25 protein-coding genes and 2 pseudogenes are annotated in these 24,635 nt (G+C 53.3%); 13 read left to right on the forward strand and 14 right to left on the reverse strand.

The genetic code is table 11. The features are described from left to right. Nucleotides 1-2 precede the first annotated feature (2 nt). Both FOY96_RS10415 and FOY96_RS10420 read right to left on the reverse strand, forming a co-directional pair. A complete protein-coding gene (locus FOY96_RS10415) occupies nucleotides 3-1,457 on the reverse strand; it encodes a Cu(+)/Ag(+) sensor histidine kinase (protein ID WP_143346993.1) in 1,455 nt (484 codons plus the stop codon). Continuing rightward, nucleotides 1,447-2,130, reverse strand: coding sequence for a copper/silver response regulator transcription factor (locus FOY96_RS10420; RefSeq protein ID WP_143346994.1), 684 nt, complete (start codon nucleotides 2,128-2,130; stop codon nucleotides 1,447-1,449). The genes FOY96_RS10415 and FOY96_RS10420 overlap by 11 nt, the downstream gene beginning before the upstream one ends. A gap of 162 nt (nucleotides 2,131-2,292) precedes the next feature. On the opposite strand from FOY96_RS10420, the gene FOY96_RS10425 reads away from it, so the two are divergent. The 4 genes from FOY96_RS10425 to silA are packed head-to-tail and all read left to right on the forward strand — an operon-like array spanning nucleotide 2,293 to nucleotide 8,461. Then, nucleotides 2,293-3,678 carry an efflux transporter outer membrane subunit gene (locus FOY96_RS10425; protein WP_143346995.1) on the forward strand — a complete coding sequence of 462 codons (1,386 nt, stop codon included), beginning with the start codon at nucleotides 2,293-2,295 and terminating at the stop codon, nucleotides 3,676-3,678. A 28-nt stretch (nucleotides 3,679-3,706) separates the two neighbouring features. Beyond that, nucleotides 3,707-4,048, forward strand: coding sequence for a cation efflux system protein CusF (gene cusF, locus FOY96_RS10430; RefSeq protein ID WP_045888224.1), 342 nt, complete (start codon nucleotides 3,707-3,709; stop codon nucleotides 4,046-4,048). Between the two features lie 11 nt (nucleotides 4,049-4,059). Further along, entirely contained in the window at nucleotides 4,060-5,310 is a 1,251-nt protein-coding gene (locus tag FOY96_RS10435; protein ID WP_143346996.1) for an efflux RND transporter periplasmic adaptor subunit, read from the forward strand. A gap of 10 nt (nucleotides 5,311-5,320) precedes the next feature. Continuing rightward, entirely contained in the window at nucleotides 5,321-8,461 is a 3,141-nt protein-coding gene (gene silA / locus FOY96_RS10440; RefSeq protein WP_143347769.1) for a Cu(+)/Ag(+) efflux RND transporter permease subunit SilA, read from the forward strand. Nucleotides 8,462-8,503: 42 nt separating this feature from the next. Here silA and FOY96_RS10445 read toward each other — a convergent pair whose 3' ends face one another. Together FOY96_RS10445 and FOY96_RS10450 are read right to left on the reverse strand one after the other, a co-directional pair. Further along, the gene (locus FOY96_RS10445) at nucleotides 8,504-9,088 is read right to left on the reverse strand and encodes a hypothetical protein (RefSeq protein WP_143346997.1); all 585 of its coding nucleotides are present in this window, start codon (nucleotides 9,086-9,088) and stop codon (nucleotides 8,504-8,506) included. Between the two features lie 15 nt (nucleotides 9,089-9,103). Further along, a pseudogene (locus FOY96_RS10450) lies at nucleotides 9,104-9,343 on the reverse strand (hypothetical protein); the annotation flags it as partial. A gap of 188 nt (nucleotides 9,344-9,531) precedes the next feature. Between FOY96_RS10450 and FOY96_RS10455 the strand changes: the two are divergent. Beyond that, a pseudogene (locus FOY96_RS10455) lies at nucleotides 9,532-9,615 on the forward strand (alpha/beta hydrolase); the annotation flags it as partial. 260 nt (nucleotides 9,616-9,875) lie between these two features. On the opposite strand, the gene FOY96_RS10460 reads toward FOY96_RS10455, so the two are convergent. Continuing rightward, nucleotides 9,876-10,784, reverse strand: coding sequence for a LysR family transcriptional regulator (locus FOY96_RS10460; RefSeq protein WP_143346998.1), 909 nt, complete (start codon nucleotides 10,782-10,784; stop codon nucleotides 9,876-9,878). Nucleotides 10,785-10,878: 94 nt separating this feature from the next. On the opposite strand from FOY96_RS10460, the gene FOY96_RS10465 reads away from it, so the two are divergent. The 4 genes from FOY96_RS10465 to FOY96_RS10480 all read left to right on the forward strand — a co-directional run bounded on the left by FOY96_RS10465 (nucleotide 10,879) and on the right by FOY96_RS10480 (nucleotide 13,284). Further along, nucleotides 10,879-11,841 carry an NAD-dependent epimerase/dehydratase family protein gene (locus FOY96_RS10465; RefSeq protein WP_143346999.1) on the forward strand — a complete coding sequence of 321 codons (963 nt, stop codon included), beginning with the start codon at nucleotides 10,879-10,881 and terminating at the stop codon, nucleotides 11,839-11,841. Between the two features lie 74 nt (nucleotides 11,842-11,915). Further along, the gene (locus FOY96_RS10470) at nucleotides 11,916-12,359 is read left to right on the forward strand and encodes a PACE efflux transporter (protein ID WP_033145563.1); all 444 of its coding nucleotides are present in this window, start codon (nucleotides 11,916-11,918) and stop codon (nucleotides 12,357-12,359) included. Nucleotides 12,360-12,396: 37 nt separating this feature from the next. Further along, on the forward strand, nucleotides 12,397-12,825 hold the full coding sequence (locus FOY96_RS10475) for a DUF4354 family protein (RefSeq protein ID WP_143347000.1): 429 nt from the start codon (nucleotides 12,397-12,399) through the stop codon (nucleotides 12,823-12,825). Between the two features lie 87 nt (nucleotides 12,826-12,912). Next, entirely contained in the window at nucleotides 12,913-13,284 is a 372-nt protein-coding gene (locus tag FOY96_RS10480; protein ID WP_033145561.1) for a VOC family protein, read from the forward strand. A gap of 12 nt (nucleotides 13,285-13,296) precedes the next feature. Here the strand turns inward: FOY96_RS10480 and FOY96_RS10485 are convergent, their stop codons facing one another. Continuing rightward, entirely contained in the window at nucleotides 13,297-14,064 is a 768-nt protein-coding gene (locus FOY96_RS10485; protein ID WP_143347770.1) for a DeoR/GlpR family DNA-binding transcription regulator, read from the reverse strand. An 86-nt stretch (nucleotides 14,065-14,150) separates the two neighbouring features. Between FOY96_RS10485 and FOY96_RS10490 the strand changes: the two genes are divergently transcribed. Further along, nucleotides 14,151-14,735 carry an NUDIX hydrolase gene (locus FOY96_RS10490; protein ID WP_143347001.1) on the forward strand — a complete coding sequence of 195 codons (585 nt, stop codon included), beginning with the start codon at nucleotides 14,151-14,153 and terminating at the stop codon, nucleotides 14,733-14,735. Nucleotides 14,736-15,037: 302 nt separating this feature from the next. After that, entirely contained in the window at nucleotides 15,038-15,730 is a 693-nt protein-coding gene (locus FOY96_RS10495; RefSeq protein WP_023311808.1) for a helix-turn-helix transcriptional regulator, read from the forward strand. A 14-nt stretch (nucleotides 15,731-15,744) separates the two neighbouring features. Here the strand turns inward: FOY96_RS10495 and FOY96_RS10500 are convergent, their stop codons facing one another. Continuing rightward, nucleotides 15,745-16,383 carry an acyl-homoserine-lactone synthase gene (locus tag FOY96_RS10500; RefSeq protein ID WP_087822586.1) on the reverse strand — a complete coding sequence of 213 codons (639 nt, stop codon included), beginning with the start codon at nucleotides 16,381-16,383 and terminating at the stop codon, nucleotides 15,745-15,747. Nucleotides 16,384-16,766: 383 nt separating this feature from the next. Here FOY96_RS10500 and tam point away from each other — a divergent pair, with 383 nt between their 5' ends. Beyond that, a complete protein-coding gene (tam, locus tag FOY96_RS10505) occupies nucleotides 16,767-17,525 on the forward strand; it encodes a trans-aconitate 2-methyltransferase (protein WP_143347002.1) in 759 nt (252 codons plus the stop codon). A gap of 4 nt (nucleotides 17,526-17,529) precedes the next feature. Here the strand turns inward: tam and FOY96_RS10510 are convergent, their stop codons facing one another. The 6 genes from FOY96_RS10510 to FOY96_RS10535 form a co-directional block, all read right to left on the reverse strand. Beyond that, nucleotides 17,530-18,720, reverse strand: coding sequence for a cytochrome c biogenesis protein/redoxin (locus FOY96_RS10510; RefSeq protein WP_143347003.1), 1,191 nt, complete (start codon nucleotides 18,718-18,720; stop codon nucleotides 17,530-17,532). 135 nt (nucleotides 18,721-18,855) lie between these two features. After that, on the reverse strand, nucleotides 18,856-20,154 hold the full coding sequence (locus FOY96_RS10515; RefSeq protein WP_143347004.1) for an ATP-binding protein: 1,299 nt from the start codon (nucleotides 20,152-20,154) through the stop codon (nucleotides 18,856-18,858). Next, nucleotides 20,151-20,891 carry a response regulator gene (locus FOY96_RS10520; RefSeq protein WP_033145553.1) on the reverse strand — a complete coding sequence of 247 codons (741 nt, stop codon included), beginning with the start codon at nucleotides 20,889-20,891 and terminating at the stop codon, nucleotides 20,151-20,153. Before FOY96_RS10520 ends, FOY96_RS10515 begins: the two co-directional genes overlap by 4 nt. Nucleotides 20,892-20,935: 44 nt before the next feature. Then, on the reverse strand, nucleotides 20,936-21,931 hold the full coding sequence (locus tag FOY96_RS10525; RefSeq protein ID WP_033145552.1) for an alpha/beta fold hydrolase: 996 nt from the start codon (nucleotides 21,929-21,931) through the stop codon (nucleotides 20,936-20,938). Between the two features lie 145 nt (nucleotides 21,932-22,076). Further along, entirely contained in the window at nucleotides 22,077-22,517 is a 441-nt protein-coding gene (locus FOY96_RS10530; RefSeq protein WP_064672504.1) for a GNAT family N-acetyltransferase, read from the reverse strand. A 12-nt stretch (nucleotides 22,518-22,529) separates the two neighbouring features. Beyond that, nucleotides 22,530-23,000 carry a GNAT family N-acetyltransferase gene (locus tag FOY96_RS10535; protein ID WP_087822581.1) on the reverse strand — a complete coding sequence of 157 codons (471 nt, stop codon included), beginning with the start codon at nucleotides 22,998-23,000 and terminating at the stop codon, nucleotides 22,530-22,532. 117 nt (nucleotides 23,001-23,117) lie between these two features. On the opposite strand from FOY96_RS10535, the gene FOY96_RS10540 reads away from it, so the two are divergent. Next, nucleotides 23,118-23,666 (forward strand): GNAT family N-acetyltransferase, encoded by a 549-nt coding sequence (locus FOY96_RS10540; protein WP_064672502.1) that lies wholly within the window; start codon nucleotides 23,118-23,120, stop codon nucleotides 23,664-23,666. Here FOY96_RS10540 and FOY96_RS10545 read toward each other — a convergent pair. Beyond that, nucleotides 23,654-24,568, reverse strand: coding sequence for a bestrophin family protein (locus FOY96_RS10545; RefSeq protein ID WP_069302828.1), 915 nt, complete (start codon nucleotides 24,566-24,568; stop codon nucleotides 23,654-23,656). The genes FOY96_RS10540 and FOY96_RS10545 overlap by 13 nt on opposite strands. Nucleotides 24,569-24,635 lie beyond the last annotated feature (67 nt).

Consider the following 24,635-nt stretch of genomic DNA (forward strand, 5'->3'; position numbering starts at 1 on the left):
GCTCAGGCCACTTTTCCCGGCACGATGAGGATGAAGCGCGTCGATGCCGCATCCGATTCCACGCGGACTTTTCCGTGGTGCGCCGAAACGATGGACTTCACGATGGCAAGCCCGATCCCGCTGCCTTCGCCTTTGCGCTGCCTTGACGGATCGACGCGATAGAAACGGTCAAACAGCTTTGCCAGATGCTCTTGCGGGATCGGCGTTCCGGGATTTTCTATCATCAGTTCAACGTCGTTATCCTGTTCTCTGATGGAGACCGTCACCGCTTTACCGGCTGGCGTATAGCGCAGGGCATTGGAGAGCAGATTATTTACTGCTCTTCTGAACATCTGCGGATCGCCTTCTATCAGGCAGGGCATCCCGTTAAATTTCAGCGTAACGTTGCGTTCTTCCGCCCAGGCTTCGAAGAAATCGAAGACTTTCATGACCTCAGCACTTAAATCAAACATCACCCGGTCAGGGATCAGCTGATTATTATCCGCCTGCGCCAGGAAAAGCATGTCGCTGACCATCCGGGTCATCCGGTTGTACTCTTCAAGGCTGGAGTACAGAACGTCTTCCAGCTCTTTCTGCGAGCGGTTCTGGCTCAGCGCGATTTCCGTTTGCGTCACCAGGTTGGTGATGGGCGTTCTGATTTCATGCGCGATATCGGCGGAAAAATTCGCCTGGCGGGTAAAGACATCTTCAATCTTTTCGATCATATGGTTGAAGGAGATGACCAGCTGTTCCAGCTCAACGGGCTCGCGGGACGGCTCCAGCCGCGCGTCGAGGTTTTCTGAGGTGATATTTTTAATGGCGTTGCTGACGTTACGCAGGGGCAAATGTCCCTGACGAACCGCGATGCGAATGACAAGAATAATCAGCAGGCTGATCGCCGCGGCAATCGCCAGGAGATTCTTTTTCAGCGCCTCAAGGTAGTGCAGATGAAAATTGATGGAGAGCCCGATCAGCATCACGTAGCCCTGCGTTTTGCCCTGCAGCGTCGCCGTGCCTGAAGAGGCGATAATCCGGTACGTTTCCATTTTCATGTCGGACCCGGCGTGCATGTTTGCGGCAGAGTCTTCAACCGTCCAGAGAAACACATCCTGCGCGCGGCGGTGTTCGCTAAAATCCGCCGCGTTCATCGCAGGGCGCAGTGCTGCCCCCTGCGCCGAGCTGAACAGGATATTGCCCTGCGGATCCAGGAGCAGGACGGCTACGTTGCGATAGCTGGCGATCGATTCTTTGATCTTGCTGATTTTCTTTTGGTCAGGATCGACCGGAGACTGCAGGATGCGGTGCATCGCGGTGCTGATTTGCTGCAGGTCGCTGACATCCTGCTCGGCGAAGTGCTTTTCAACGGAATGCAGCATAAACCAGGTAAAGGCGAAAAAGGCCAGTATCGTGGAGAGACTGATAAAAAAGGTCAGCCGCAGGGCAAGCGAAAAAGGGCGCCCGGGAAGCTTAACGCGCATCCGGCACCTCCAGCATATAGCCCACGCCGCGCACCGTCTGGATCAGCTTCGGTTCAAAATCGTTATCGATTTTCGCGCGAAGCCGCTTTACCGCCACGTCTATTGCGTTTGTGTCGCTGTCAAAATTCATGTCCCACACCTGGGAGGAAATCAGGGAGCGGGGTAGCACCTCTCCCTGATGACGCATGAAAAACTCCAGCAGGCTGAACTCTTTGCTGGTTAACGAGATGCGGCTTCCGGCCCGGCTTACCTTTCTCGACACGAGGTCAACCGTCAGGTCCGCCACCTGAAGCTGGCTTTCCGCGATCACCGTATTTCCGCGTCTCAACAGCGTCCTCACCCGGGCGAGCAGCTCGGCAAAAGCGAATGGCTTAATCAGATAGTCATCCGCGCCCAGCTCAAGCCCTTTAACCCGGTGTTCAATCGTGCCGAGAGCCGTGAGTAACAGGATGGGCATCCCTTTTCCCGCAGAGCGGAGCATGCGGACAATGTCCCAGCCGTTCACATCGGGCAGCATGATATCCAGAATCAGCAGATCGTATTCAGCGGTCATGGCGAGATGGTAGCCGTTCAGGCCATTATCCGCGTGGTCAACCACAAACCCCGCTTCAGTCAGCCCCTTACTCAGGTACTCACCGGTTTTCATTTCGTCTTCGACGATCAGTATTTTCATCGTGCTCCCCTGACTGGCTGCTGATGACATTCTAGTGAGCGTACCGCCGTTAACAATGACTTACGCTAAAAATGACAACATTGTCATTATCCTGTCACCCGTCAAACAGGATGCGTTGCGTAGAGTAGCCCTAAAACTACTCTGGACTTTATTTGAACCGTTATGTTCCTGTTAAAACGACTAAGCATCAGTACGGTATTTATTCTGGCAGGCTGCGTCTCGCTGGCCCCTGAGTACCAGCGGCCGGAGGCACCTGTCCCCCGGCAGTTTTCGCTCTCCCGTAACGGCCTGACGCCCGCGGCGGCGGGGTATCAGGACACCGGCTGGCGCAACTTTTTCGTCGACCCTCAGGTTGCCGGGCTGATTACGGAGGCCCTGAAGAACAATCGCGATCTGAAAATGGCCGCCCTGAAGGTCGAAGAGGCCCGGGCGCAATTCAACGTGACGGATGCGGATCGCTACCCTCAGCTGAATGCCTCCTCGGGCATCACGTACAGCGGCGGGCTGAAAAGTGACAAACCCACCGCGCAGCAGTACGACGCGGGCCTTGCGCTTAGCTATGAACTCGATTTCTTCGGCAAGCTAAAGAACATGAGCGAGGCCGACCGACAAAACTATTTCGCGAGCGAAGAGGCCCGTCGCGCGGTGCATATCCTGCTCGTCTCTAACGTTTCCCAGAGCTATTTCAACCAGCAGCTGGCGTATAAACAGCTGCGTATCGCGCAGGATACGCTGAAAAATTACCGGCAGTCTTATGCATTCGTTGAGCAGCAGCTGGTGACGGGCAGTACGAACGTCCTGGCGCTGGAACAGGCCCGGGGACAGATCGAAAGCACGCAGGCAGAGATTGCCAAAAGAGAGGGGGAGCTGGCGCAGGCCAATAACGCCCTGCAGCTGGTCCTCGGCACGTATCGCGCGCTGCCGGGTGACGGCGGCATGAACGCCAGCGACGTTGCGCCGGTAAAACTGCCTCCTCATCTTTCTTCCGCGATACTGCTGCAGCGCCCGGATATTATGGAGGCGGAGTATCAGCTTAAAGCGGCCGATGCGAATATCGGTGCGGCGCGCGCCGCCTTTTTTCCGTCTATTTCCCTGACCAGCGGGCTTTCAACGGGCAGCACGGAGTTGTCCAGCCTCTTTACGTCCGGGAGCGGGATGTGGAATTTTATTCCTAAAATAGAAATTCCTATTTTTAATGCGGGCAGAAATAAGGCCAACCTGAAGCTGGCCGAAATTCGCCAGCAGCAGTCGGTGGTTAATTACGAACAAAAAATTCAGTCCGCCTTTAAACAGGTTGCCGACGCGCTCGCGCTGCGGGACAGCATTAACCAGCAGCTTGCTGCACAACAGCGGTATCTGGATTCGCTCCGCATCACGCTTCAACGTGCCAGAGGGTTATATTCCAGCGGTGCGGTCAGCTATATCGAAGTGCTTGACGCGGAGCGTTCTCTTTTCTCTACCCAGCAAAATATTCTCGACCTTATTTATGCCCGGCAGGTTAATGAAATTAATCTCTTCACCGCGCTCGGCGGCGGTTGGGTCGAATAACCTTATTTAATTAAACAGGAAAATAACCATGCGCAATTCACTTAAGGCCGTTGTATTTGGTGCAATCTCCATTGTGTTTTCTGCCGGCCTGCAGGCTGAAGTTCATCAGCACGAGATGATGAGTGCTGCCAGCGAAGGGACCTCAGAGCAGCTCATCACGGGAACCGGCATCGTGAAGGACATTGATCTCACGAATAAAAAAGTCACGATTTCCCATGAAGCGATCCCGGAAATTGGCTGGCCCGCGATGACCATGCGTTTTACCTTTATTCAGGCTGACGAGAGTATTAATGCCTTAAAAATCGGTAACCACGTGAATTTCTCGTTTGTTCAGCAGGGCAATCTCTCTTTACTCAAGAGCATTAAATAGCGAGACGCGGCATGGCCTCATTAAAAATAAAATATGCTGCCGTGATAGTCAGCAGCCTTATTGCGGGAGGGCTGATATCGGTGACGGCACGGCAGGCGCTTCATTCATCTGAAAAAACAGAAAATAGCGCCTCTGAAAGAAAGGTGCTTTTCTGGTATGACCCGATGAAGCCCGACGTTAAATTCGATAAGCCCGGCAAATCGCCGTTTATGGATATGGATCTGGTACCGAAATATGCGGATGAAAACGCCAATAAAAGCAGTGCCGGTATCCGTATTGACCCGACGCAGGTCCAGAACCTGGGATTAAAAACGCAAAAGGTGACGCGCGGAACGCTTAATTATGCCCAGACGATCCCGGCTAACGTCAGCTATAACGACTATCAGTTTGTCATTGTGCAGGCCCGCGCGGAAGGCTTTGTGGAAAAAGTGTACCCGCTGACGACGGGCGATAAGGTGAAGAAAGGCACGCCGCTCGTTGATATAACCATTCCTGACTGGGTAGAGGCGCAGAGCGAGTTTCTGCTGTTATCCGGCACCGGCGGAACGCCGACGCAAATCAAAGGGGTTCTGGAACGGCTTCGGCTGGCGGGTATGCCGGATGAGGATATTCAGAGGCTGCGTGCGACCCGTACTATTCAGACCCGGTTTACCATCAGGGCGCCGATCGACGGAGCGATCACGGCCTTTGATCTGCGTACCGGCATGAATATTTCCAAAGATAAGGTGGTGGCGCAAATTCAGGGGATGGATCCGGTCTGGATCGGCGCGGCAGTGCCTGAATCCATTGCTTATCTGCTGAAAGAGACCTCGCAGTTTGCGGTTTCGATACCGGCTTATCCGGATAAATCCTTCCCGGTTGATAAATGGAGTCTTCTGCCGAGCGTGGATCCAACCACCCGTACGCTGCAGGTGCGCCTGCAGGTCTCTAACAAGGATGAACTGCTGAAACCGGGCATGAACGCGTACCTGAAGCTGAATACCCAAAGCCAGGAAATGCTGCTGATCCCTTCCCAGGCCGTTATCGATACCGGCAAAGAACAGCGCGTGATTACCGTCGATGCGGACGGGAATTTTGTACCGAAAAGGATCCACGTACTGCACGAATCTCAACAGCAGTCCGGCATTGGTAGCGGACTGGAAGAGGGCGAGTCGGTAGTGGTCAGCGGTCTGTTCCTGATTGACTCGGAGGCCAATATTACCGGCGCGCTGGAGCGCATGCGTCACGCTGAAGCCGCTGACGACGCGCACTCTGGCCATTAAGGAGACGATGATGATTGAATGGATTATCCGGCGGTCGGTCGCCAACCGTTTCCTGGTCATGATGGGGGCGCTGTTTCTCAGCGTCTGGGGGACATGGACGATTATTAACACGCCAGTCGATGCCTTGCCCGATCTCTCTGACGTTCAGGTGATTATCAAAACCAGTTACCCCGGCCAGGCCCCGCAGATTGTAGAAAACCAGGTCACCTATCCACTGACGACCACCATGCTGTCGGTTCCCGGCGCAAAGACCGTGCGCGGTTTTTCGCAGTTTGGCGATTCGTACGTGTACGTCATTTTTGAAGATGGCACCGATTTGTACTGGGCCCGTTCGCGCGTGCTGGAGTATCTGAACCAGGTTCAGGGCAAGCTGCCTGCCGGCGTGAGCTCTGAAATCGGTCCTGATGCCACCGGCGTGGGCTGGATATTTGAGTATGCGCTGGTGGATCGCAGCGGAAAACACGATCTCGCAGAGTTGCGCTCGCTGCAGGACTGGTTCCTGAAATTTGAATTGAAAACCATCCCGAACGTGGCCGAAGTGGCCTCCGTCGGCGGCGTGGTAAAGCAGTATCAGATCCAGGTCAATCCGTTAAAACTGGCTCAGTACGGCATTAGCCTGCCGGAAGTTAAGCAGGCACTTGAGTCGTCTAACCAGGAGGCGGGGGGATCGTCAGTTGAAATGGCGGAAGCGGAGTATATGGTCCGGGCCAGCGGCTATCTGCAGACGATGGATGATTTCAATAACATTGTCCTGAAAGCCGGAGAGAACGGGGTACCGATTTATCTTCGCGATGTCGCCCGCGTACAAACGGGGCCGGAAATGCGCCGCGGCATTGCCGAATTAAACGGGCAGGGGGAAGTTGCGGGTGGCGTGGTGATCCTGCGTTCGGGAAAAAATGCGCGCGAAGTCATTACGGCGGTGAGAGATAAGCTTGAGACGCTGAAGGCCAGCCTGCCGGAAGGCGTTGAGATTGTGACCACCTACGATCGCAGCCAGCTCATCGATCGGGCAATCGACAACCTGAGTTCCAAACTGCTCGAAGAGTTTATCGTGGTGGCCATCGTCTGCGCACTGTTCCTGTGGCACGTCCGCTCTGCGCTGGTCGCGATTATCTCTCTGCCGCTTGGCCTGTGTATTGCCTTTATCGTCATGCATTTCCAGGGGCTGAACGCCAACATTATGTCGCTGGGAGGCATTGCCATTGCCGTCGGGGCGATGGTGGATGCCGCCATCGTCATGATTGAAAACGCGCACAAACGGCTCGAAGAGTGGGATCTCCAGCATCCGGGAGAGCAGATTGATAACGCCACCCGCTGGAAGGTGATTACCAACGCCTCTGTCGAGGTTGGCCCCGCGCTGTTTATCAGCCTGCTGATTATCACCTTATCCTTCATTCCCATCTTTACTCTTGAGGGGCAGGAAGGGCGGCTGTTTGGTCCGCTGGCTTTCACCAAAACGTACTCCATGGCAGGTGCGGCTGCGCTGGCTATAATCGTTATCCCCATCCTGATGGGGTTCTGGATCCGGGGTAAGATTCCCGCTGAGACCAGTAACCCGTTGAACAGGCTACTGATTAAAGCCTACCATCCGCTACTGATTAAGGTGCTCCGCTGGCCAAAAACAACCCTGCTGGTTGCGGCTTTGTCCATCTTCACGGTGATCTGGCCTCTCAGCCAGGTGGGCGGCGAGTTCCTGCCGAAGATCAACGAAGGCGATCTGCTGTATATGCCGTCAACATTGCCGGGCGTCTCTCCGGCAGAAGCGGCCGCACTGTTGCAGACCACGGACAAGTTAATCAAAACCGTGCCAGAAGTGGCCTCCGTTTTTGGTAAAACGGGTAAGGCTGAGACCGCAACGGATTCCGCTCCGCTCGAAATGGTGGAAACCACCATCCAGCTCAAACCTGAGAATGAGTGGCGTCCCGGCATGACGATTGACAAGATTATTGACGAACTCGACAAGACCGTTCGGTTGCCCGGCCTGGCGAATCTCTGGGTTCCGCCCATTCGTAACCGCATCGATATGCTTTCAACCGGGATCAAAAGCCCGATTGGTATCAAGGTGTCGGGTACCGTTCTGTCGGATATCGACGCCACGGCGCAGAGCATCGAGGCGGTAGCCAAAACGGTGCCGGGCGTGGTGTCAGCCCTGGCTGAACGTCTGGAGGGCGGGCGCTACATTGATGTCGATATCAACCGGGAAAAAGCCTCGCGCTACGGGATGACGGTGGGCGATGTGCAGCTGTTCGTTTCATCAGCCATCGGCGGGGCGACGGTGGGGGAAACGGTGGAAGGCGTCGCCCGGTACCCGATTAATATCCGCTATCCGCAGGACTACCGAAACAGCCCGAACGCCTTGAAGCAAATGCCGATCCTGACGCCGATGAAACAGCAGATCACGCTGGGCGATGTGGCGGATATCAACGTGGTTTCCGGCCCCACGATGCTGAAAACGGAGAATGCCCGCCCTGCGAGCTGGATTTATATCGATGCTCGCGGCAGGGATATGGTGTCGGTGGTGAACGACATTAAGACGGCCATCAGTCAGAACGTAAAGCTGAGGCCGGGCACCAGCGTCTCATTCTCCGGGCAGTTTGAGCTCCTCGAGCACGCCAACAAGAAACTGAAGCTGATGGTGCCGATGACGGTGATGATTATCTTCATTCTGCTGTATCTGGCGTTCCGCCGCGTGGATGAAGCGCTGCTGATCCTGATGAGCCTGCCGTTCGCCCTGGTCGGGGGAATATGGTTCCTCTACTGGCAGGGCTTCCATATGTCTGTGGCAACCGGCACCGGCTTTATCGCCCTGGCCGGGGTGGCGGCAGAATTTGGCGTAGTCATGCTGATGTATTTGCGTCATGCCGTTGAGGCTCAGCCGGCGTTGTCCCATCGGGACACGTTCACTGAACAGGGGCTTGATGACGCCCTTTACCATGGCGCCGTGCTGCGCGTGCGGCCTAAGGCCATGACTGTCGCGGTGATTATTGCCGGCCTGCTGCCCATTCTTTGGGGAACGGGGGCAGGGTCAGAGGTCATGAGTCGGATAGCGGCGCCGATGATTGGCGGGATGATCACGGCGCCGCTGTTATCGCTGTTTATTATTCCTGCGGCATACAAGTTAATCTGGCTGCGCAGGCATAAAAAGCCATAAAAAAACCCGCCAGCGATGGCGGGTTTTTTACGGGATGAACCCTTAGCGCGCTGTTTTAGCACGCGTCTGGCTGAGAAGCTTGCGCCAGGCACGATTATGCAGAGTAAACAGCAGCATCTTATAGAAGGCGGTGGAAAGGATACAGCTGCCGCTAAGCAGTAGCATGCCGATACTCACTAGCGCCGCGGTCAGACTGACGCCCGGAGCTGCGCTACCGCTCAGCGCGACCAGCATATAGGCTGCTGTTAATACCAGGCTTATCACCGCCAGCGTAAGGTGTAACCTCACGGCGCGCATGCTGCCTTTGCCAATCATAAACATCGTCACGCCGTTAAGGCCAGCGAACAGAAGGGCGATCAGGACAACCCAGACGAATACGTGTTCCGCTGGCTGGTCGAGTCCTGCGAGTACGCCATACCCCAGCCACAGCTGAGGAATAGCGAAACTGACAATCACCCCGAGGGTACTGATCGCCGCTGGAATACCCATGGTGTGTAGACCTACAGGTTTGCCCATTTCGTCAGCCAACTCAGTCTTTAGCTGTTGCAGCTGTGTCGGGGAGGCATTGCTTATGCTGGTAGCCACCTCGTTACAGTGTTGCAGGCGGCGGGAAAAAACTTTAACCATTTGAATACTCAGCGTTTAGTTAGGCGAAAATGACTGCAACAGACCGACTACATAGCGCCCGGACTGGACGGTGTTTTGAGGATTGCGGATCGTTCCCGTGAGTGAACTGCCCACAAAAGCCGATGCGTTGTTCACGGCACTCATCAGCTCACGTTGCAGTGATTTTTGTAATGATTCGCTGGGGAAACGTTTCGGGTAGACGCCTGCGCGGATCGCTGCCTTCACGCCGGCGCTGGAGATACCTGGATTCTGCGCTTATTAAGACTTAGATAATAGCAGCGTTAACTCAGCGATCAAATCGTAAAGATGTTCCTTAAAGGTCCAAGTCAGAGAGGGGTATCGACCCGTTACTAGTATTGTTAACGGAGCATGGTGCCAGACATATCATCAACGAAATTGGTCATTTGATGGAGCATGTTGATGACGGGATGGTAGTCTGTATACACCTTCATTTATATGATCGTATGGATAAGATCCCGTTCGATAACATCACGGCATTCTTCAATAAATATCTTAATAAAAGATAACTTCCTCAGTAACCGATGCAGTGATCCAAAGGTTACTGCATTGATGTGAGAGGGAAGGCAGCTATGAGGGGTTTGACTGAACGGTTTATGGCTTATTCTCTGATGTCCATATTACATTTAACATAATATACATTATGCGTACCAATGTGGAATCAGAAGAAATCTGGCATCTTATGGACACGTTGGGCCTGGATGCTGATGTCCTCTGATAGTGTCTTCTCACGTGCTGCTATCGTCATGATCGCCTCACAGTGCATGGCTTACCGTTTTGCTCTGTTGATATAAGCCTGTAAACCCTCAGCAAGAAAATCAAACACCGTTTTGCAGGCCTGACTGTGGCGTAAATCCTCATGCATCACCAGCCAGGTGTCCAGATGAAACGCAAAGTAATCAGGCATTATCCTCTGCAACGGCGGAGAAAAATCTGCCAGTTGAACCTGACACATTCCGATACCGGCCCCTGCGCGTATAAGGTTTAATTGGGCAATATCACTGTCGGTCCGTACGGTAAACCGATCGCGGTTTAGCTGTGGATATTGTTTAAGTGCCTGTAAAATAAAGGGCGTTAAATTATCGAAACCGACAAGCGTATGGGTGAATAACTCATCAATATTTTCCGGAGCACCACGTCGTGACAGATAGGCTGGCGCTGCATGCAGACCTATTTCAACCCTTCCCATCCGACGGGCAATCAGTTGCTCCTGCACCGGCGTGGCCATGCGTACGGCAATATCCGCCTCCCGATTCAGTAAATCCTGAACTCGATTAGACAGAACCAGTTCAACGGTTATTTGCGGATATGCATCCTTTATCTGTGCAATCACGGGAGGCAGAACCTCCGTGCCGATGATTTCACTGGCGGCGACGCGCACCACGCCCCGCAACCCGGTTGCGCCGGAGCTGAAACTCGCAGCCGACCGCTCAATCATCATGGCCGTATTTTCCATCGCCTGCGCATGGCCCTTCAGCTCAACGGCTGCATCCGTGGCCTGCAATCCCGTCTGCGAACGGGTAAATAAAACGAGGCCCAGGGCTGATTCCAGTGCCGCAATGTGGCGTCCGGCGGTTGGCTGGGTAATGGCAAGCCTGCGTGCGGCCCCTGACAAAGACCCTTCTTTCATCACGGCCAAAAAGGTGCGATACCATTCCCACGGGATATTTAGCTTCATACAAAAATGCATACCTGTTGGTTTATATTATGCAATTACATTTAGCTCGTGCAGCCCTTAAGATGTCAAGCAGATATCCAATAAGGGCCAGACAATGATAAGCACAAATAAGGTACTGATACTGGGCGCAACGGGTGGGATCGGTGGCGAAATTGCCCGTAAATTGATCCGTGACGAATGGGATGTTCGGGCATTGCGCCGCAGCGCTCCTCAACATGACGATCGCAACGAAAGCATGACCTGGATAAGCGGCGATGCGCAGAATGCTGAACGGGTTGAGGCAGCGGCGTCAGATTGCAGCGTGATTGTCCATGCCGTTAACCCGCCGGGTTATCGAAACTGGGAACAGCTGGTTTTACCCATGCTGCATAACACCATCAACGCAGCGGAGCGAAACGGTGCATTAATCGTTCTGCCGGGCACGATTTATAACTACGGTCCGGATGCTTTTCCCCTCTTACGCGAGGATTCCCCTCAGGATCCGGTTACCCGAAAAGGAGCCATACGCGTGCAAATGGAGAAGGCGCTCTCAGCCTATGCTCAGCGTGGCGGAAAGGTGCTCATTTTGCGGGCGGGTGACTTTTTTGGTCCCCTCGCAGGCAACAACTGGTTTTCACAGGGACTGGTAAAATCAGGGCATCCACCCAAGGTTATTAAAAATCCCGGGCAACCCGGCGCAGGACATCAGTGGGCTTATCTGCCGGATGTCGCCGAAACCGTTGCGGCATTGCTGGCGCGGCGGGATGAACTCGAACCGTTTTCCTGTTTCCATATGCGTGGACACTGGGATCCTGATGGGACAACGATGACCGCAGCCGTTAAGCACGTCGCGGAGCATGCCGGTATTAAGGCGAAGGTGAAGTCATTTCCATGGTGGCTGGTCTCTGCAATGAGTCCGTTTAACACCACGCTGCGTGAAATGCGGGAGATGCGCTATCTCTGGGAGCAGACAATAGAGATGGATAATTCAAAACTGATCGCCTTTTTAGGCCATGAACCGCAGACCCCTCTTACCGAGGCCGTGCGTTCTACACTAGCGGGCCTGGGCTGTATTTAACATAACCTGCACGTTTAGAAAGGGTTGAAAAATGTCTGATATACTTCAGCTTTTGAAAACGCTGTCGTAAGCAAATGGAAATTGAATTAAATAAAAGTTTTAAAGAGAGAGTTTTCCATGCTGTCATTTTTGAAGTGACGGCCAACGTTATCATCGCGCTGTCACTCGCCTGGCTGATGAACGTGTCGGTACTTCAGTCAGGTTCGTTGTCCGTGATATCTGCACTTACCGCAACGGTCTGGAATTTTATTTTTAATAAGCTCTTTGATTCCCTGCAGAAAAAACATCAGTTTCAACGCACATTTCTCGTTCGCGCAATCCATGCGGTTGGTTTTGAAACGGGACTTATCATCTCCTTAATCCCTGTGGCAATGGTTATGCTGAACCTGACCGTGACGGAGGCATTTTTTGTTGAGATTGGCCTGGTGCTGTTTTTCCTGCCCTATACGATGCTGTTTAACTGGCTTTACGACTACCTGCGCTGGACGTTCGTTGGACGAAAGCGTTCGGCGTTATAGCTAAGTGAATCAATGTAAAAAATGAAGAGGAAGAAAAATGCGAAGTCTCATGACTAAAGGAATTTGTCTTGCGTTAGCGCTGTCCGCCGCCGGGACGGCTCAGGCCGCTAAGAAAGAGAGCCATGACGACAAGCTCACCGGGATAACCATTTTCGCTCAAAAAGAGTCTCAGGGAAGCCAATGGGACAGTACAACGGGCGAAGCAAAATATATGGTTAGCTACAAGGTTACGCTTGATAACGCGTCGGGTAAAAGTATTGAGCCGGGCAAAGATAATAAAATGTGTTTCTTCCTGTTTGATAAAAACGGGAAAACATTTATGAGCACCGGCATTGAGCTTGAAATGTTGAAAAAATACAACCCGCGGGACAACAGAACCGGATTGGTCTATTTTTCCAGCTCAAACCCTGACGTTTTAAATATGCCATTTGTCCGCTTCGGCATCGGAAAAGACTGCATAAATTGATGACTGTCACATTGACACGTTATTTCGTATGGTCGCCCCACTCTCCTTCTATACTGGTTATTTCTCCATCTCATAAAGGAAGGAACCATGTTCGATCATGTGAAATTCGGCGTCAGTGATTATGAAAAAAGTAAAACCTTCTTCCTCCATGCGCTTAAGCCGCTTGGTGTAGAACTCATCGATGAGGGCACGCCAGACTACGGTGTCGAAATGAGTTCAGGCGATGTTTCGCTCTGTCTTTTTCAGACAAATGAAAAACCTGCCCTTTTGCATCTGGCGTTTGTAGCCAACACGCGCCAGCAGGTCGATGAATTTTACCATGCCGCCCTGCGCGCCGGCGGACGTGATAACGGCGGGCCGGGGTTGAGGTCATACGGTGAAAATTACTATGCCGCGTTTGTCATCTCGCCCGATGGCCACAATATCGAGGCAGTGTGCCATGCGCCGGAGGGCGTGTAGCACAAGGCTTTTTCAGTCACTCTCCGAGGTCAACACGACGGAGACCCCTTTTTCCAATACCGCGCGGATCCAGTCCCGATCGGTATTGTCTTCAACGACGATGGTGTTCACCGATGACACATCGCCAATCACAAACGAAGACGCTGTGTTGACCTTTTCCGGGGAAGCCAGGACGACCGTCTCCGCGGCTCTGCCGGAAAATGCACGTTTGATGCACGCTTCTTCGAAATCGCCGGTTGTCAGCCCCGCTTCAGGATGGATCCCGGTCACGCCCATAAAGAACAGATCTGCATGAATATTTTCGATGCCTTCGATGGCCGCAGCGCCAACCGCAACAATGGAGTGTTTATACAAGCGACCGCCGATCAGAATCACCTCGATGGACGGATGATCCACTAGCCGCAGTGCGATGCTCGGGCTGTGCGTAACCACCGTGATGCGCAGGTCAGGAGGGAAAAACGTAATCAGCTCCGATGTTGTCGTGCCACCGTCAACGATCACCACCTGCCCTGATGAAATCAGCTGAGCCCCTTTCCGGGCGACCCTCTTTTTTGCATCCATCTTCACGGATTGCCGTTCGGCAAAGGGAGCAATAGCAGAAGATGACGGCAGCGCGCCGCCGTGAACCCGCTGTAAACGCCCTTCTGCCGCCAGCTCGCGTAAATCACGCCGAATGGTGTCTTCAGAGACGTCAAAGAGCATGCTGAGTGCTTTTGACTGGACCTGACCTTCGGCGCCGAGCTTTTCGAGGATCAATTTTTTTCGCTGACTGGTGAGCATCATGAATTCCTGATGTTGCATGTTTTATCTTGAAAGTGCACGATAATGCTGTTTATGATAATTACTCTACGTAAGGAGGAACAAACGTGCAATCAAAACGTGCAGATGTGCGCATCATTGACAGTGAAACCCTGTCAGATAACTGGTACAACCTTAAAAAATACACCTTCGACCTGCAGCGCCGTGACGGCGAATGGCAAAGACAGAAACGGGAGGTCTACGACCGTGGCAACGGCGCGACTATTCTTCTCTACAACCGTGAGGAAAAAACGGTGATCCTGACGCGCCAGTTCCGCTTTCCTGTCTTTATCAACGGCCATGAGGACGATTTAATCGAAGCCGCGGCGGGACTGCTGGACAACATGGATCCCGAAAGCCGCATAAAAGCAGAAGCGGAAGAAGAGACAGGGTTTCAGGTTTCGAGCGTGCAGAAAATCTTTGAAGCCTATATGAGCCCGGGCTCCGTCACGGAAAAACTCTATTTTTATCTTGCCGAGTATCAGCCGAAAGACAGAACCGGCGCAGGCGGCGGGATCAAGGCTGAGGGAGAAGATATCGACGTGCTGGAAATGACGCTTGAAGAGGCATTACGCGGCATAGAAACAGGCAAGATTGTCGACGGTAAAACCATCATGCTGCTTTATCATATTGCTCTTAAAGGCATTATGTAGACTGCTGGTTAAAATCCTGATTTTGAATCTGGGTCGGTACGCTTGTCCATTACTCAAATGTAAAGCGAAAAACCTCCTAAATTTTGCAGCCTACTATATTTAGTGAACTATTTCGGGATTTGACAAAATTTTCAAAAATTCGCCGAGTCATCTGCATTTACCATTAGAAATGCCACACGTTGACCAGGCTACCAGTTGAGGTAGTCTGTCTTATCTGTTGGCTGGATTAAAATGCGACTCGCTACAGATAACGAAGCATATTATACTTGCTCCTCCACTCGAACAGGAGGCAAGCAACTCACGTGAAGGATACATATTACAACGACATAGCGATCAATACGCTAATTCAGAGTGAGCTGGACGCGTTTTTTGAGGATTTCAAAGGGATCGTCTTCGCCTACGCCATTATGAACAAGAAAGATCCTTCCCAGATGCGGATAATCAATAACAGCCCCGAGTGGTTTGATATCTACCTCGACAGGAAATATCAGTTCATTGACCCTGTTATCATTCGGGCTTTGCGCTGTGTTGAAGATTTTTTCTGGGAAAGTGATGTCATCCTGTCGGATGGTTATAACCTGACGCGCATTTTCAACGAAAGCGTCCAGTATGATATCTACCAGGGACAGACTTTTCCTCTGCATGACTATCTGAATAATCTTGTCGTCTTATCCGTCATCAGTCCTAAGCACTCTGGTATTGATATAGAAAAATATCGGCCACAATTTCTAAGTTTCCTTGTTCAACTGCATCAGAAGACACTCAACCTGTATAGCCAGCATCAACAGAAAAAGAATGTTTTTCTGTCACCACGTGAGCGACAAATCCTTAAATGGGTCAGCGCCGGGAAAACCTACGCAGAAATTTCTGTTATTTTGTCTATTGCTGAACGCACCGTTAAGTTCCATATGGGAAATGTAATGAAAAAGCTCGGTGTGAATAATGCCAGACACGCAATAAAGCTTGGAACAGAACTACGCTTACTGGACGACTGAGCCTCAGCCACTGGTTATAAGTGGCGTAAATGCTCCAGCATTTCGCGAAGCCAGTGACTGGATTTGTCTTTGCTAATAATGTCTTCAATAATGCTGGTGCTGGCAGGCATATAAATATAGTAAATAACCTCCCCTTTTTCAGAAACACCGCGTTGAATAACTTCAACTTTCCAGTTCGCATGGCGAAATATGGCATACATACCGCGACTGGCGACTGCGTACATTCCATGGTATTTTTGCTTTATGCAATACATATTCATTGCAAGAAACAATGCCTTACTGGCGGGCACGCCCTGCAGACTTGCGGAGTCTCGCGTTTCTTTATCTAAAAATAAACGGCTAATTTCACAGCAGGGAACATCTGCCGGGAAAATAATGGCTTCGTCAAAATAATTGTGAAATATTTCGCTTATCATCGTCGGATGCGTCGAGTTAATGAATCGTGCGCCGCATAACAACTGTCCCTCATACATACCCAGCAAGTATGTCGTGTTTGGGTTGTCAAACCGATCCTTTTCCATATCTTCAACGCATTCAACTTTCCAGTCGAGTCGGTCCCGAAAGGTTTTTCTCCTGAGTCGGAAGAGTTCGCGGGCTAATGCTGACGGTAAATCATCGTAATCATGCAAAAAAAACTCAATAACAGAATTCATTGCTCTTATTCCTGATAATAACACCTGAAACTATTATCCCCTGTCTTTTAGGACAGCTTTCATTGTGCATGGTATTCCTTATACTTAAAAAGTACCCGGCCACTAAGTCCTCGTGAAACTCAGTGGCCAGGAGGTCAAAGACCTACGAAACACCAGGGATATATCCATTCATGATTATCTAATATTTATAGTTTCGGGTACAGAGCGTAAGAAGCACTTAGCCGATAAAATATTAAAAAACGATAATCATAAAATAATTACAATTAAAGTATTGCCCCTTAAGTATTTAAGGGGTAATATTTCCTTTTTCTATTTTTTCTCCTATTATCTCTGTTCTTAATGCTGTGCTACTCTTGCAGAAGCATGCTAAACGGAGAACCAAAATGGCCGACTGGAATCCCTCTCTTTATCTGCAGTACGGCGCGGAAAGAACGCGTCCTGCCGCTGAACTGCTCGCCAGAATTCCTCTGGATGAGGTATCCACCATTGCTGATTTAGGCTGTGGGCCGGGAAACAGCACCGCGCTGTTGAAGCATCGCTGGCCTTCGGCGCACATTACCGGGGTCGACAACTCCCCTGCAATGCTTGAGGAAGCAAGAGCCGCATTGCCTGACTGCCATTTTGTTGAGGCCGATATCCGCCAGTACAAGCCTGGCCAACCGCTGAACCTGATTTATGCCAATGCTTCGCTACAATGGGTTCCTGACCATTACGATCTCCTGCCTCATCTCGTTTCTTTACTCACGCTTAACGGCGTATTAGCAATCCAGATGCCTGACAACTGGCTTGAACCTACTCATGTGGCGATGCGTGAAGTGGCGCTGGAACAAGACTACCCTGACCGCGGCCGCGAACCTCTCCCGGGTGTGCATGCCTACTACGATATCTTGTCCGAGGCGGGCTGTGACGTGGATATCTGGCGGACAACCTATTTCCATAAAATGAGCTCACACCAGGCCATAATTGACTGGGTAAGCGCCACCGGCTTGCGCCCGTGGCTCCAGGAACTTAACGAGGGCGAGCAGAAACGTTTCCTGAAACGCTACCATGAACTGCTGGAAGAGCAGTATCCGCTCCAGGAAAATGGGCAGATACTGCTCGCTTTTCCGCGGCTGTTTATCGTGGCGCAACGCCAGCCCTGACGGGTTATGACCGGGCTTCTTTAAGCAGCTGCTGAATGACCTTTTCCTGTTGCGCATAATCTCCTTCGCCAAAGGCGGTATAGCGTAGCTGGCCTTTGGCATCGAAATAGTAATGCGCTGGCCAGTACTGGTTCCCGAAAGCGTTCCAGATTTGATAGTTGTTATCCGTCACCACCCGGTACGGCAGCTGCCATTTATTTACCGCGTATTTCACCGAGGCGAGCGGTTTTTCCCAGGGATATTCCGGCGTGTGAACCCCAATCACGACCAGCCCCTGCGACTGATACTTCGTGGCCCAGTCCCGCACGTGCGGGAGCGTATGCTGGCAGTTAATGCAATCCCACGTCCAGAAATCAATCAACACCACCTTCCCTCGCAGGGATTCAGACGTGACAGGGTCACCGTTAATCCACCCTGTCCCCCCGCTTAATGAAGGCAGCTGGCTGCTGGGCTCTGTCATCACGACCGGCTGGAGCTTCACCGGCGCGGCTGTGGGTTTCGCCAGCGTCAGGAGTGTTGTCTCCAGACGGTCCGCAACGCCGTTTGCTCCTGTCAGAAGCGAAGTCATTCCCGTCGCGTTGAATACGACAGCCGCCAGCATCGCTACGCCCGCCCCCTGCCGCAGCTTTTCCATCAGCGCCGATTTTGCTCTTAACGGCGCCATCAGCGTGCGGCCTCCTGAAACGAGCAGGCTCAGCATTAGCGCGCATCCGCTGCCGTAGGCCGCCAGCAGCGCGCCCGTCGTAATGGCCGAATGGCCCGCGATATTAATGCTGAAAATGGCGCCCAGTATGGGACCGGCGCAGGGAGACCAGAGCAGCCCCACCGCAAGCCCGGCCAGAAAAGCCGATGCCATACCGCGCGTTTGCCCGCTTCGGGTGTTCAGGACATTTCCCGCGCTGACGGCCGGACCCGCAATACGCTGGGCGAATGACGGAAAAATTAAGGCCAGCGCGGCCGTGGCCAGAATAACGAGAGCGATCCAGCGCCCGACGATGGTTGCCTCTGCTATCCACTCGCTGGCGACGGTGACGGCCATCGCCACCAGGGTGAACATCACGATCATCCCCGCCAGCAGGGCCAGAATATGTCGTCGCTGTCCCTGAAAACCGGCGAAAAGGAGTGGGATAACCGGGAGCGTACATGGACTGAGCAGGCTTATCATCCCGCCCAGAAAAGCGATTACCAGAAACATAGACACCTCACAATACAAGTCCTGCGACGCTGCAGTGAGGCTATTTCATCGTGCGGATGTGTTCAGGATATGTGTAAAAACGCAGATTTTGTCTGGCTCTGTATCAACCGGGCCGGGAGATACAAAGCCGTACAATTAATGGCGCGGTAGCGTAATGGAGACATCCAGTCCGCCTCCGGCCCGGTTCGTCAGGTTGAGCTTTCCGTCCAGCTGAGCGGTGAGCTGCGCGGCAATCGCCAGTCCGAGTCCTGTTCCGCCGGTATCGCGGTTGCGCGATGTTTCCACCCGGTAAAACGGCTGTAATACCGCCTCAAGCTCGTCATCGGGTATTCCCGGTCCGCCGTCAGTGATATGAATCACCACCTCTTCGGAAGACGAATTATCAATGGCAATAACGGCATACCCACCGAACTTAAGGGCGTTATCCAGCAGGTTGGTCATCACCCGACGAAGCGCCTGCGGACGCGTAACGATCGGCAAGCGGGTATCGTTTGCCTGAAGCTGCACGTTTTTACCGATGTCCTGATAATCGCAGGCGATGCTGTTGACCCAGGCGTTCAGCTCCAGCTTCAGCGGGGTCTCTTCCAGGGATTCTGATGACCGGGCATACGCAATACCCTCGCGAACAAGGCGCGTCATGCTATCGAGATCGTTCAGGAGCTTGTCGCGAAGTTCAGGTTCCCCTGCCATCTCGACGCGCAGCTTCATGCGGGTAATCGGCGTCTGGAGATCGTGAGAAATGGACGCCAGGATCTGCGCGCGCTCCCGGAGATAAGACTGAATGCGCGCCTGCATCGCGTTGAAGGCATGCGCTGCACGCTGCACCTCAAGCGGCCCTTTCTCCGTCATTGGCGTGCTGGCCGCCGGATCCAGCGAATCCACCGCGCGGGTAAATTGTGAAAAAGGCCGCACCACCTGCCGCACGGCAATCCAGGCGCACGCAGCCAGCAGCAGCAGCTGCAGGATCAGCACTACGGGCAGCCAGCTGGCGACCGGCGGCATGCGTGGGATCAGGTCAATGGTCAGCGGCGCGCCGTCGCGTAACGTCAGATGCGCCTGGATGTGTGAAACGGCACCGGGAACGGCGGTGAAGCTGAGCGGGTACTGTGTCGCAAGCGTCGCTTTTAAGGTTCGGATGGCGTCCTGCGAACGCTTATCCGTCGGCGCGTTGCCGGGCTCCCCCGGCCCCAGAATATAACGGTAGTTGCCCCGTTCGAGACGCGGAAGCCAGGCTGCGCGCTCGCTGGCCGGTAAGCGGTCTAAAATGGCGACGCTGGTTGCGACGTCGTTTTCCAGATTACCGAGCATCACCGTTCTGGCGCTGTGCATTCGTTCAATCATGACCAGCGTCAGGCTCAGGGCGTTGGCCAGCAGCAGGCCGGACAGCACGACGAGCAGCAGGCGGGCCAGCAGCGAGCGTGGCCAGAGCGTCATTCGTTAGCCTCTTTGATGGTGACCGGCATGGTAAAAACGTAGCCCTCGCTGCGCACGGTCTTGATATAGGCAGGCGTGCGGGCATCTTCGTTCAGGCGCTGGCGGACCCGGCTAACCAGCAGATCGATAGAACGTTCAAACAGCTCGGCGTCTCGCCCCTGCGTCAGGTTGAGCAGCTGATCGCGGGTCAGCACCCGCTGAGGATGGTCAAGGAAAACGCGCAGCAGGCGATACTCCGCCCCGCTGAGCGCCACGATCACCCCTTCCGGATCGATTAAGTGACGGGCAACGGTATCGAGCTGCCATTCACCGAACATCACCAGCCGCCCGGCTTCTGTCACCTGCAAATTGGGCGGCATCGTGCGAAAACGCCGTAAAATCGCTTTGATACGCGCCAGCAGTTCGCGGGCGACAAACGGCTTCACCACGTAGTCATCCGCGCCCATCTCCAGACCCAGGATCCTATCCGTCTCCTCGTTGCGGGCCGTCAGCATCAGAATGGGCAGATCTTTGTATTTCCCGACGCGTAGCTCTCGACATAACGTAAGCCCGTCGTCGCCGGGCATCATGACATCCAGCACCACCAGGTCGATATGCTGTTTATCCAGCACGACGCGCATCTCTTTGCCGTTGGCCGCGCCCGTCGCGCGATAGCCAGACTTAACGAGATAATCGACAATCAGTTCACGAATATCCCTGTCGTCATCGACGACAAGGATATGATCAATATGCTCCACCGAAATCTCCAGACCGAAGGGTAACGTACTGAAAATAGCACATTTCAGAGCTTGTCCGCGTCAACGACGGCCTTGACGAAATCCTGCGGATCTTCCTGAGGCGGATTGTGCCCCACGGTTGCCCCGAAGGTGCGGTGCTCATATTTACCGGTAAATTTACCCGCGTAGGCCTGCGGAGCCGGATGCGGCGCGCCGTTGTTCCCGCCTTCGATGGTGATCGTTGGAACGGTGATATTCGGCAGCGTAGCGAGTTTTTGCTCGTAGCTATCGTATTTGCGCTCGCCTTTTTCCAGCCCTAAACGCCAGCGATAGTTGCTGAGCGTCACCGCGACGTGATCCGGGTTATCGAGGGATTTGGCGCTGGCGTTGAAGACAGCATCGCTAAATTTCCAGTCAGGCGAGGCCTGAGACCAGATCAAACGGGCGAAGTCATGCGTGTTTTTGGCATAGCCTTCAGCACCGCGCGCGGTAGCGAAATAGAACTGATACCACCACTGCTGTTCCGCTTTTGGCGGCAGCGGCTGTTTGCCAATCTGCTGGCTGCTGATGAGATACCCGCTCACCGACACCAGTGACTTAACGCGCTCTGGCCACAGCGCCGCAACGATATCCGCCGTACGAGCACCCCAGTCATATCCTGCAAATACCGCCTGCTTAATATTCAGGGCATCCATCAGGTTCACAATATCCTTCGCCATGGCTGAAGGCTGGCCGTTGCGCGGCGTTTTGGGTGACAGGAAGCGCGTGGTGCCGTAGCCGCGCAGAGAAGGCACAATCACCCGATAGCCTTTTGCCGCCAGCGCGGGCGCGACGTCGGCGTAGCTGTGAATATCGTAAGGCCAGCCGTGCAGTAAAATAACCGGCTGGCCGTTTTTCGGGCCGATGTCGACATAACCGACATTCAGATCGCCGGCGTTAATTTGCTGCGGATGATCAAAGGCTGCCGCGAAATTTGTGCCGGTGACTTCAGCCTGACAGGACATCACGGTGCCAAGAGAAACGGTCAGTGCGAGAGTTGAGTACGCGAGTTTGCTAAACATGTTGGTATCTCCGGTTGAGTACAGTTCACGGGGATATAACAACACGGCAATGTATAGCGGATATGTGCGAAAGCGGGTTTATTGCAAGCCTGTGTATGTACCAGCGATGCAGATACAGTGTGATACAAACCCAGGCCTTGTCACCTTAAAGGGTGATGCGATAGCGGACGTAATCGTCAGCTTGACCGTATTTGTCATAAAGTTTGCGCGCCGGGTTGTTCTCCCGGGTGACCCAGTACAGTTTTGACCACCCTTCGCGTTTGCCTTCCTCAATCAGAGCATCAATGAGCGCCTTACCGGCTCCCGCCCCGCGTTCGTCGGCATCAACAAACAGATCTTCCAGGTAGCAAACGGGGGCCGTTGACCAGGTTCCTTCGTGCAGAATGCACATCGCGAAACCGATGACCTTTTCATCCTTCTCTACCACGCGGCAAAACATCGAGGAATGCGCTGAGAGCGCCCTTTCCCATGTCGATGCGGTGACGGATTCCTCGAGGTAACAGTCATAAAAATGGGTATAGCCATCCCACAGCGGTCGCCATTGGGAATAATCGTCTTCACGTAGAGGTCTTACCGTGACAGCCATGTGTTCCTCACATTACAAGTCGATCGCCATTTCAAAACAGCGTAAATCAGCCCCTGCCATACGCGAGTGATGATAGTTTTCGCGCAGCGTGACAAACCCCAGCTTCTGATAAAACGACTGGGCATTAGGGGTTGCATCCAGCCTCAGGCGGGTTATCCCCCGGCTACGGGCTTCATTTTTGAGCGCCTCGATAATTCGGGTCGCCATGCCTTTACCGAAGGCCGCGGGCAAGGTGAATATCGCCTCCAGACAGTGGGTATCCAGATCCAGATAGCCGGTCGCCGCAACGTCGCCCGTTTCATCTTCCACCACGTAAAAAGGGTATTCAATGACCATCTGCCGATAGCGTTCGGGCATGAGATCCGGCGTCCAGCGCGCAATGACGTCAGCGTCGTAACTGGTTTTACAGCCGTGACGAATCGCCTGATTGCGAATATTCCAGAGTATTTCGGCTTCCTGTGGGTTGGCCCGTCTTAATGTCATGCTGACCTCTGCAATTGTTAGTAGTATGGGAAAAGAGCTCGCTGGGATAGAGTGCCGTAAAGATGAAAATACCAGAACACAAACAAAAGAATAACGCTTAAATATGGAGATCCGCGGATGACGATACCGACGCTCACGACAGAACGCTTATTGCTAAAACCGCTGGTTGCCGAAGATGCTGCCCAGATACAAAAGCGTTATCCGCGCTGGGAGATCGTCCGCTATATGGTCTCTTCCGTGCCCTGGCCCTACCCGGATAACGGCGCGGAAAACTATGTCAACAACGTGGCGCTGCCGGATATGGCAAAAGGGATCGCCTGGTTCTGGAGCATCCGTCGTCGCGAGGTGCCGGATGAGTTGATGGGTATTATCTGTTTGTATGACGTTGAAGATAACAACCGTGGATTCTGGTTGGCTCCGGAGTTTCAGGGGCAGGGATACATGCGCGAGGCCAGCATTGCCGCGACGGATTACTGGTTCAATACCCTAAACAAACCCGTGTTACGCGCTCCGAAAGCCGCCGCCAACAGCCGCTCCCGGCGTATTTCAGACAGTAGCGGCATGCGGCTTATCAGAACGGAACAAAAAGCCTACGTCAGCGGCATGCTGGATTCCGAACTGTGGGAGATTACCCGCGACGAATGGAACGCCCGTCAGGTCAGCTGATAATGCTTATCCGGCATCAGCCTTTCAGGAATGTTCTCTTCATCGTTCATCTGCAGCAGATCGCGTTCCATCATGTTGCAGATGGCGTCCAGCGGCAGATCGTTATCTTCTGTGCCGAACGGGTCTTCCAGCTCTTCCGCCAGGGTGTCCAGCGAGATAAAGGTGTAGGAGATCAGCGCCGAGACAAACGGCGTCATGTAGTGCAGATCTACAACCAGCGCGAACGGCAGCATGATGCAGAACAGATAGACCGTGCGGTGCAAAATCAGCGTATAGGCAAACGGCACCGGCGTAGTCGCAATGCGCTCGCAGCCGGAGAGGACGATGGACATATCGTTCAGACGGTTGTTCAGGCTGTGGAACAGGATGTCTGAAAGCTGCCCGTTACGCCGCCGCACGGCCAGCCACTCCCCCATAATCAGTAAAATGCGGTTCGCCGGCGAGTTGGCGCTCATCACGTGACGTAAATCGTCCGGAGCAAGATAGCGAGAGAGCTGTTCGGCGTTCAGGTCCCGGCGGAGGGTCATGCGCAGGCAGTTGGCAAAAGCTATCTGCAGGCGGACAAATTCCCCCAGGTGCTTATCGTCAGGCAAGGTGTTTTTCACCTCGCGAAACAGCGAGCGTGCCGCTATCATCAACTGCCCCCAAAGCAGGCGAGCCTCAACGTAGCGCGAATAACAGGCGTTGTTTCTGAAACCGAGAAAGATAGCGATCGCCACGCCGAGAATGCTAAATGGCGCCACGGTAAATTTGATACCCAGCGAGGTATACCACGGCAGCATCAGGATAACGGCAATAGAAAGCAGGAAGTTGAGCAGCAGTCGGGTGTAAATTTTGGGAAGTACCGAGCCGTGCCAGACAAAAATCAGTTGTAGCCAGTGCTGTTTAGGACGAACAATCATAGTGAGTTTCAGGAAGGAAAAGAGCGTGGCTATTAAACGTGATCTCCCTCACGGTTGCAAGCATGTT

The organism is Enterobacter asburiae (assembly GCF_007035645.1).
Lineage (GTDB): Bacteria > Pseudomonadota > Gammaproteobacteria > Enterobacterales > Enterobacteriaceae > Enterobacter > Enterobacter asburiae_B.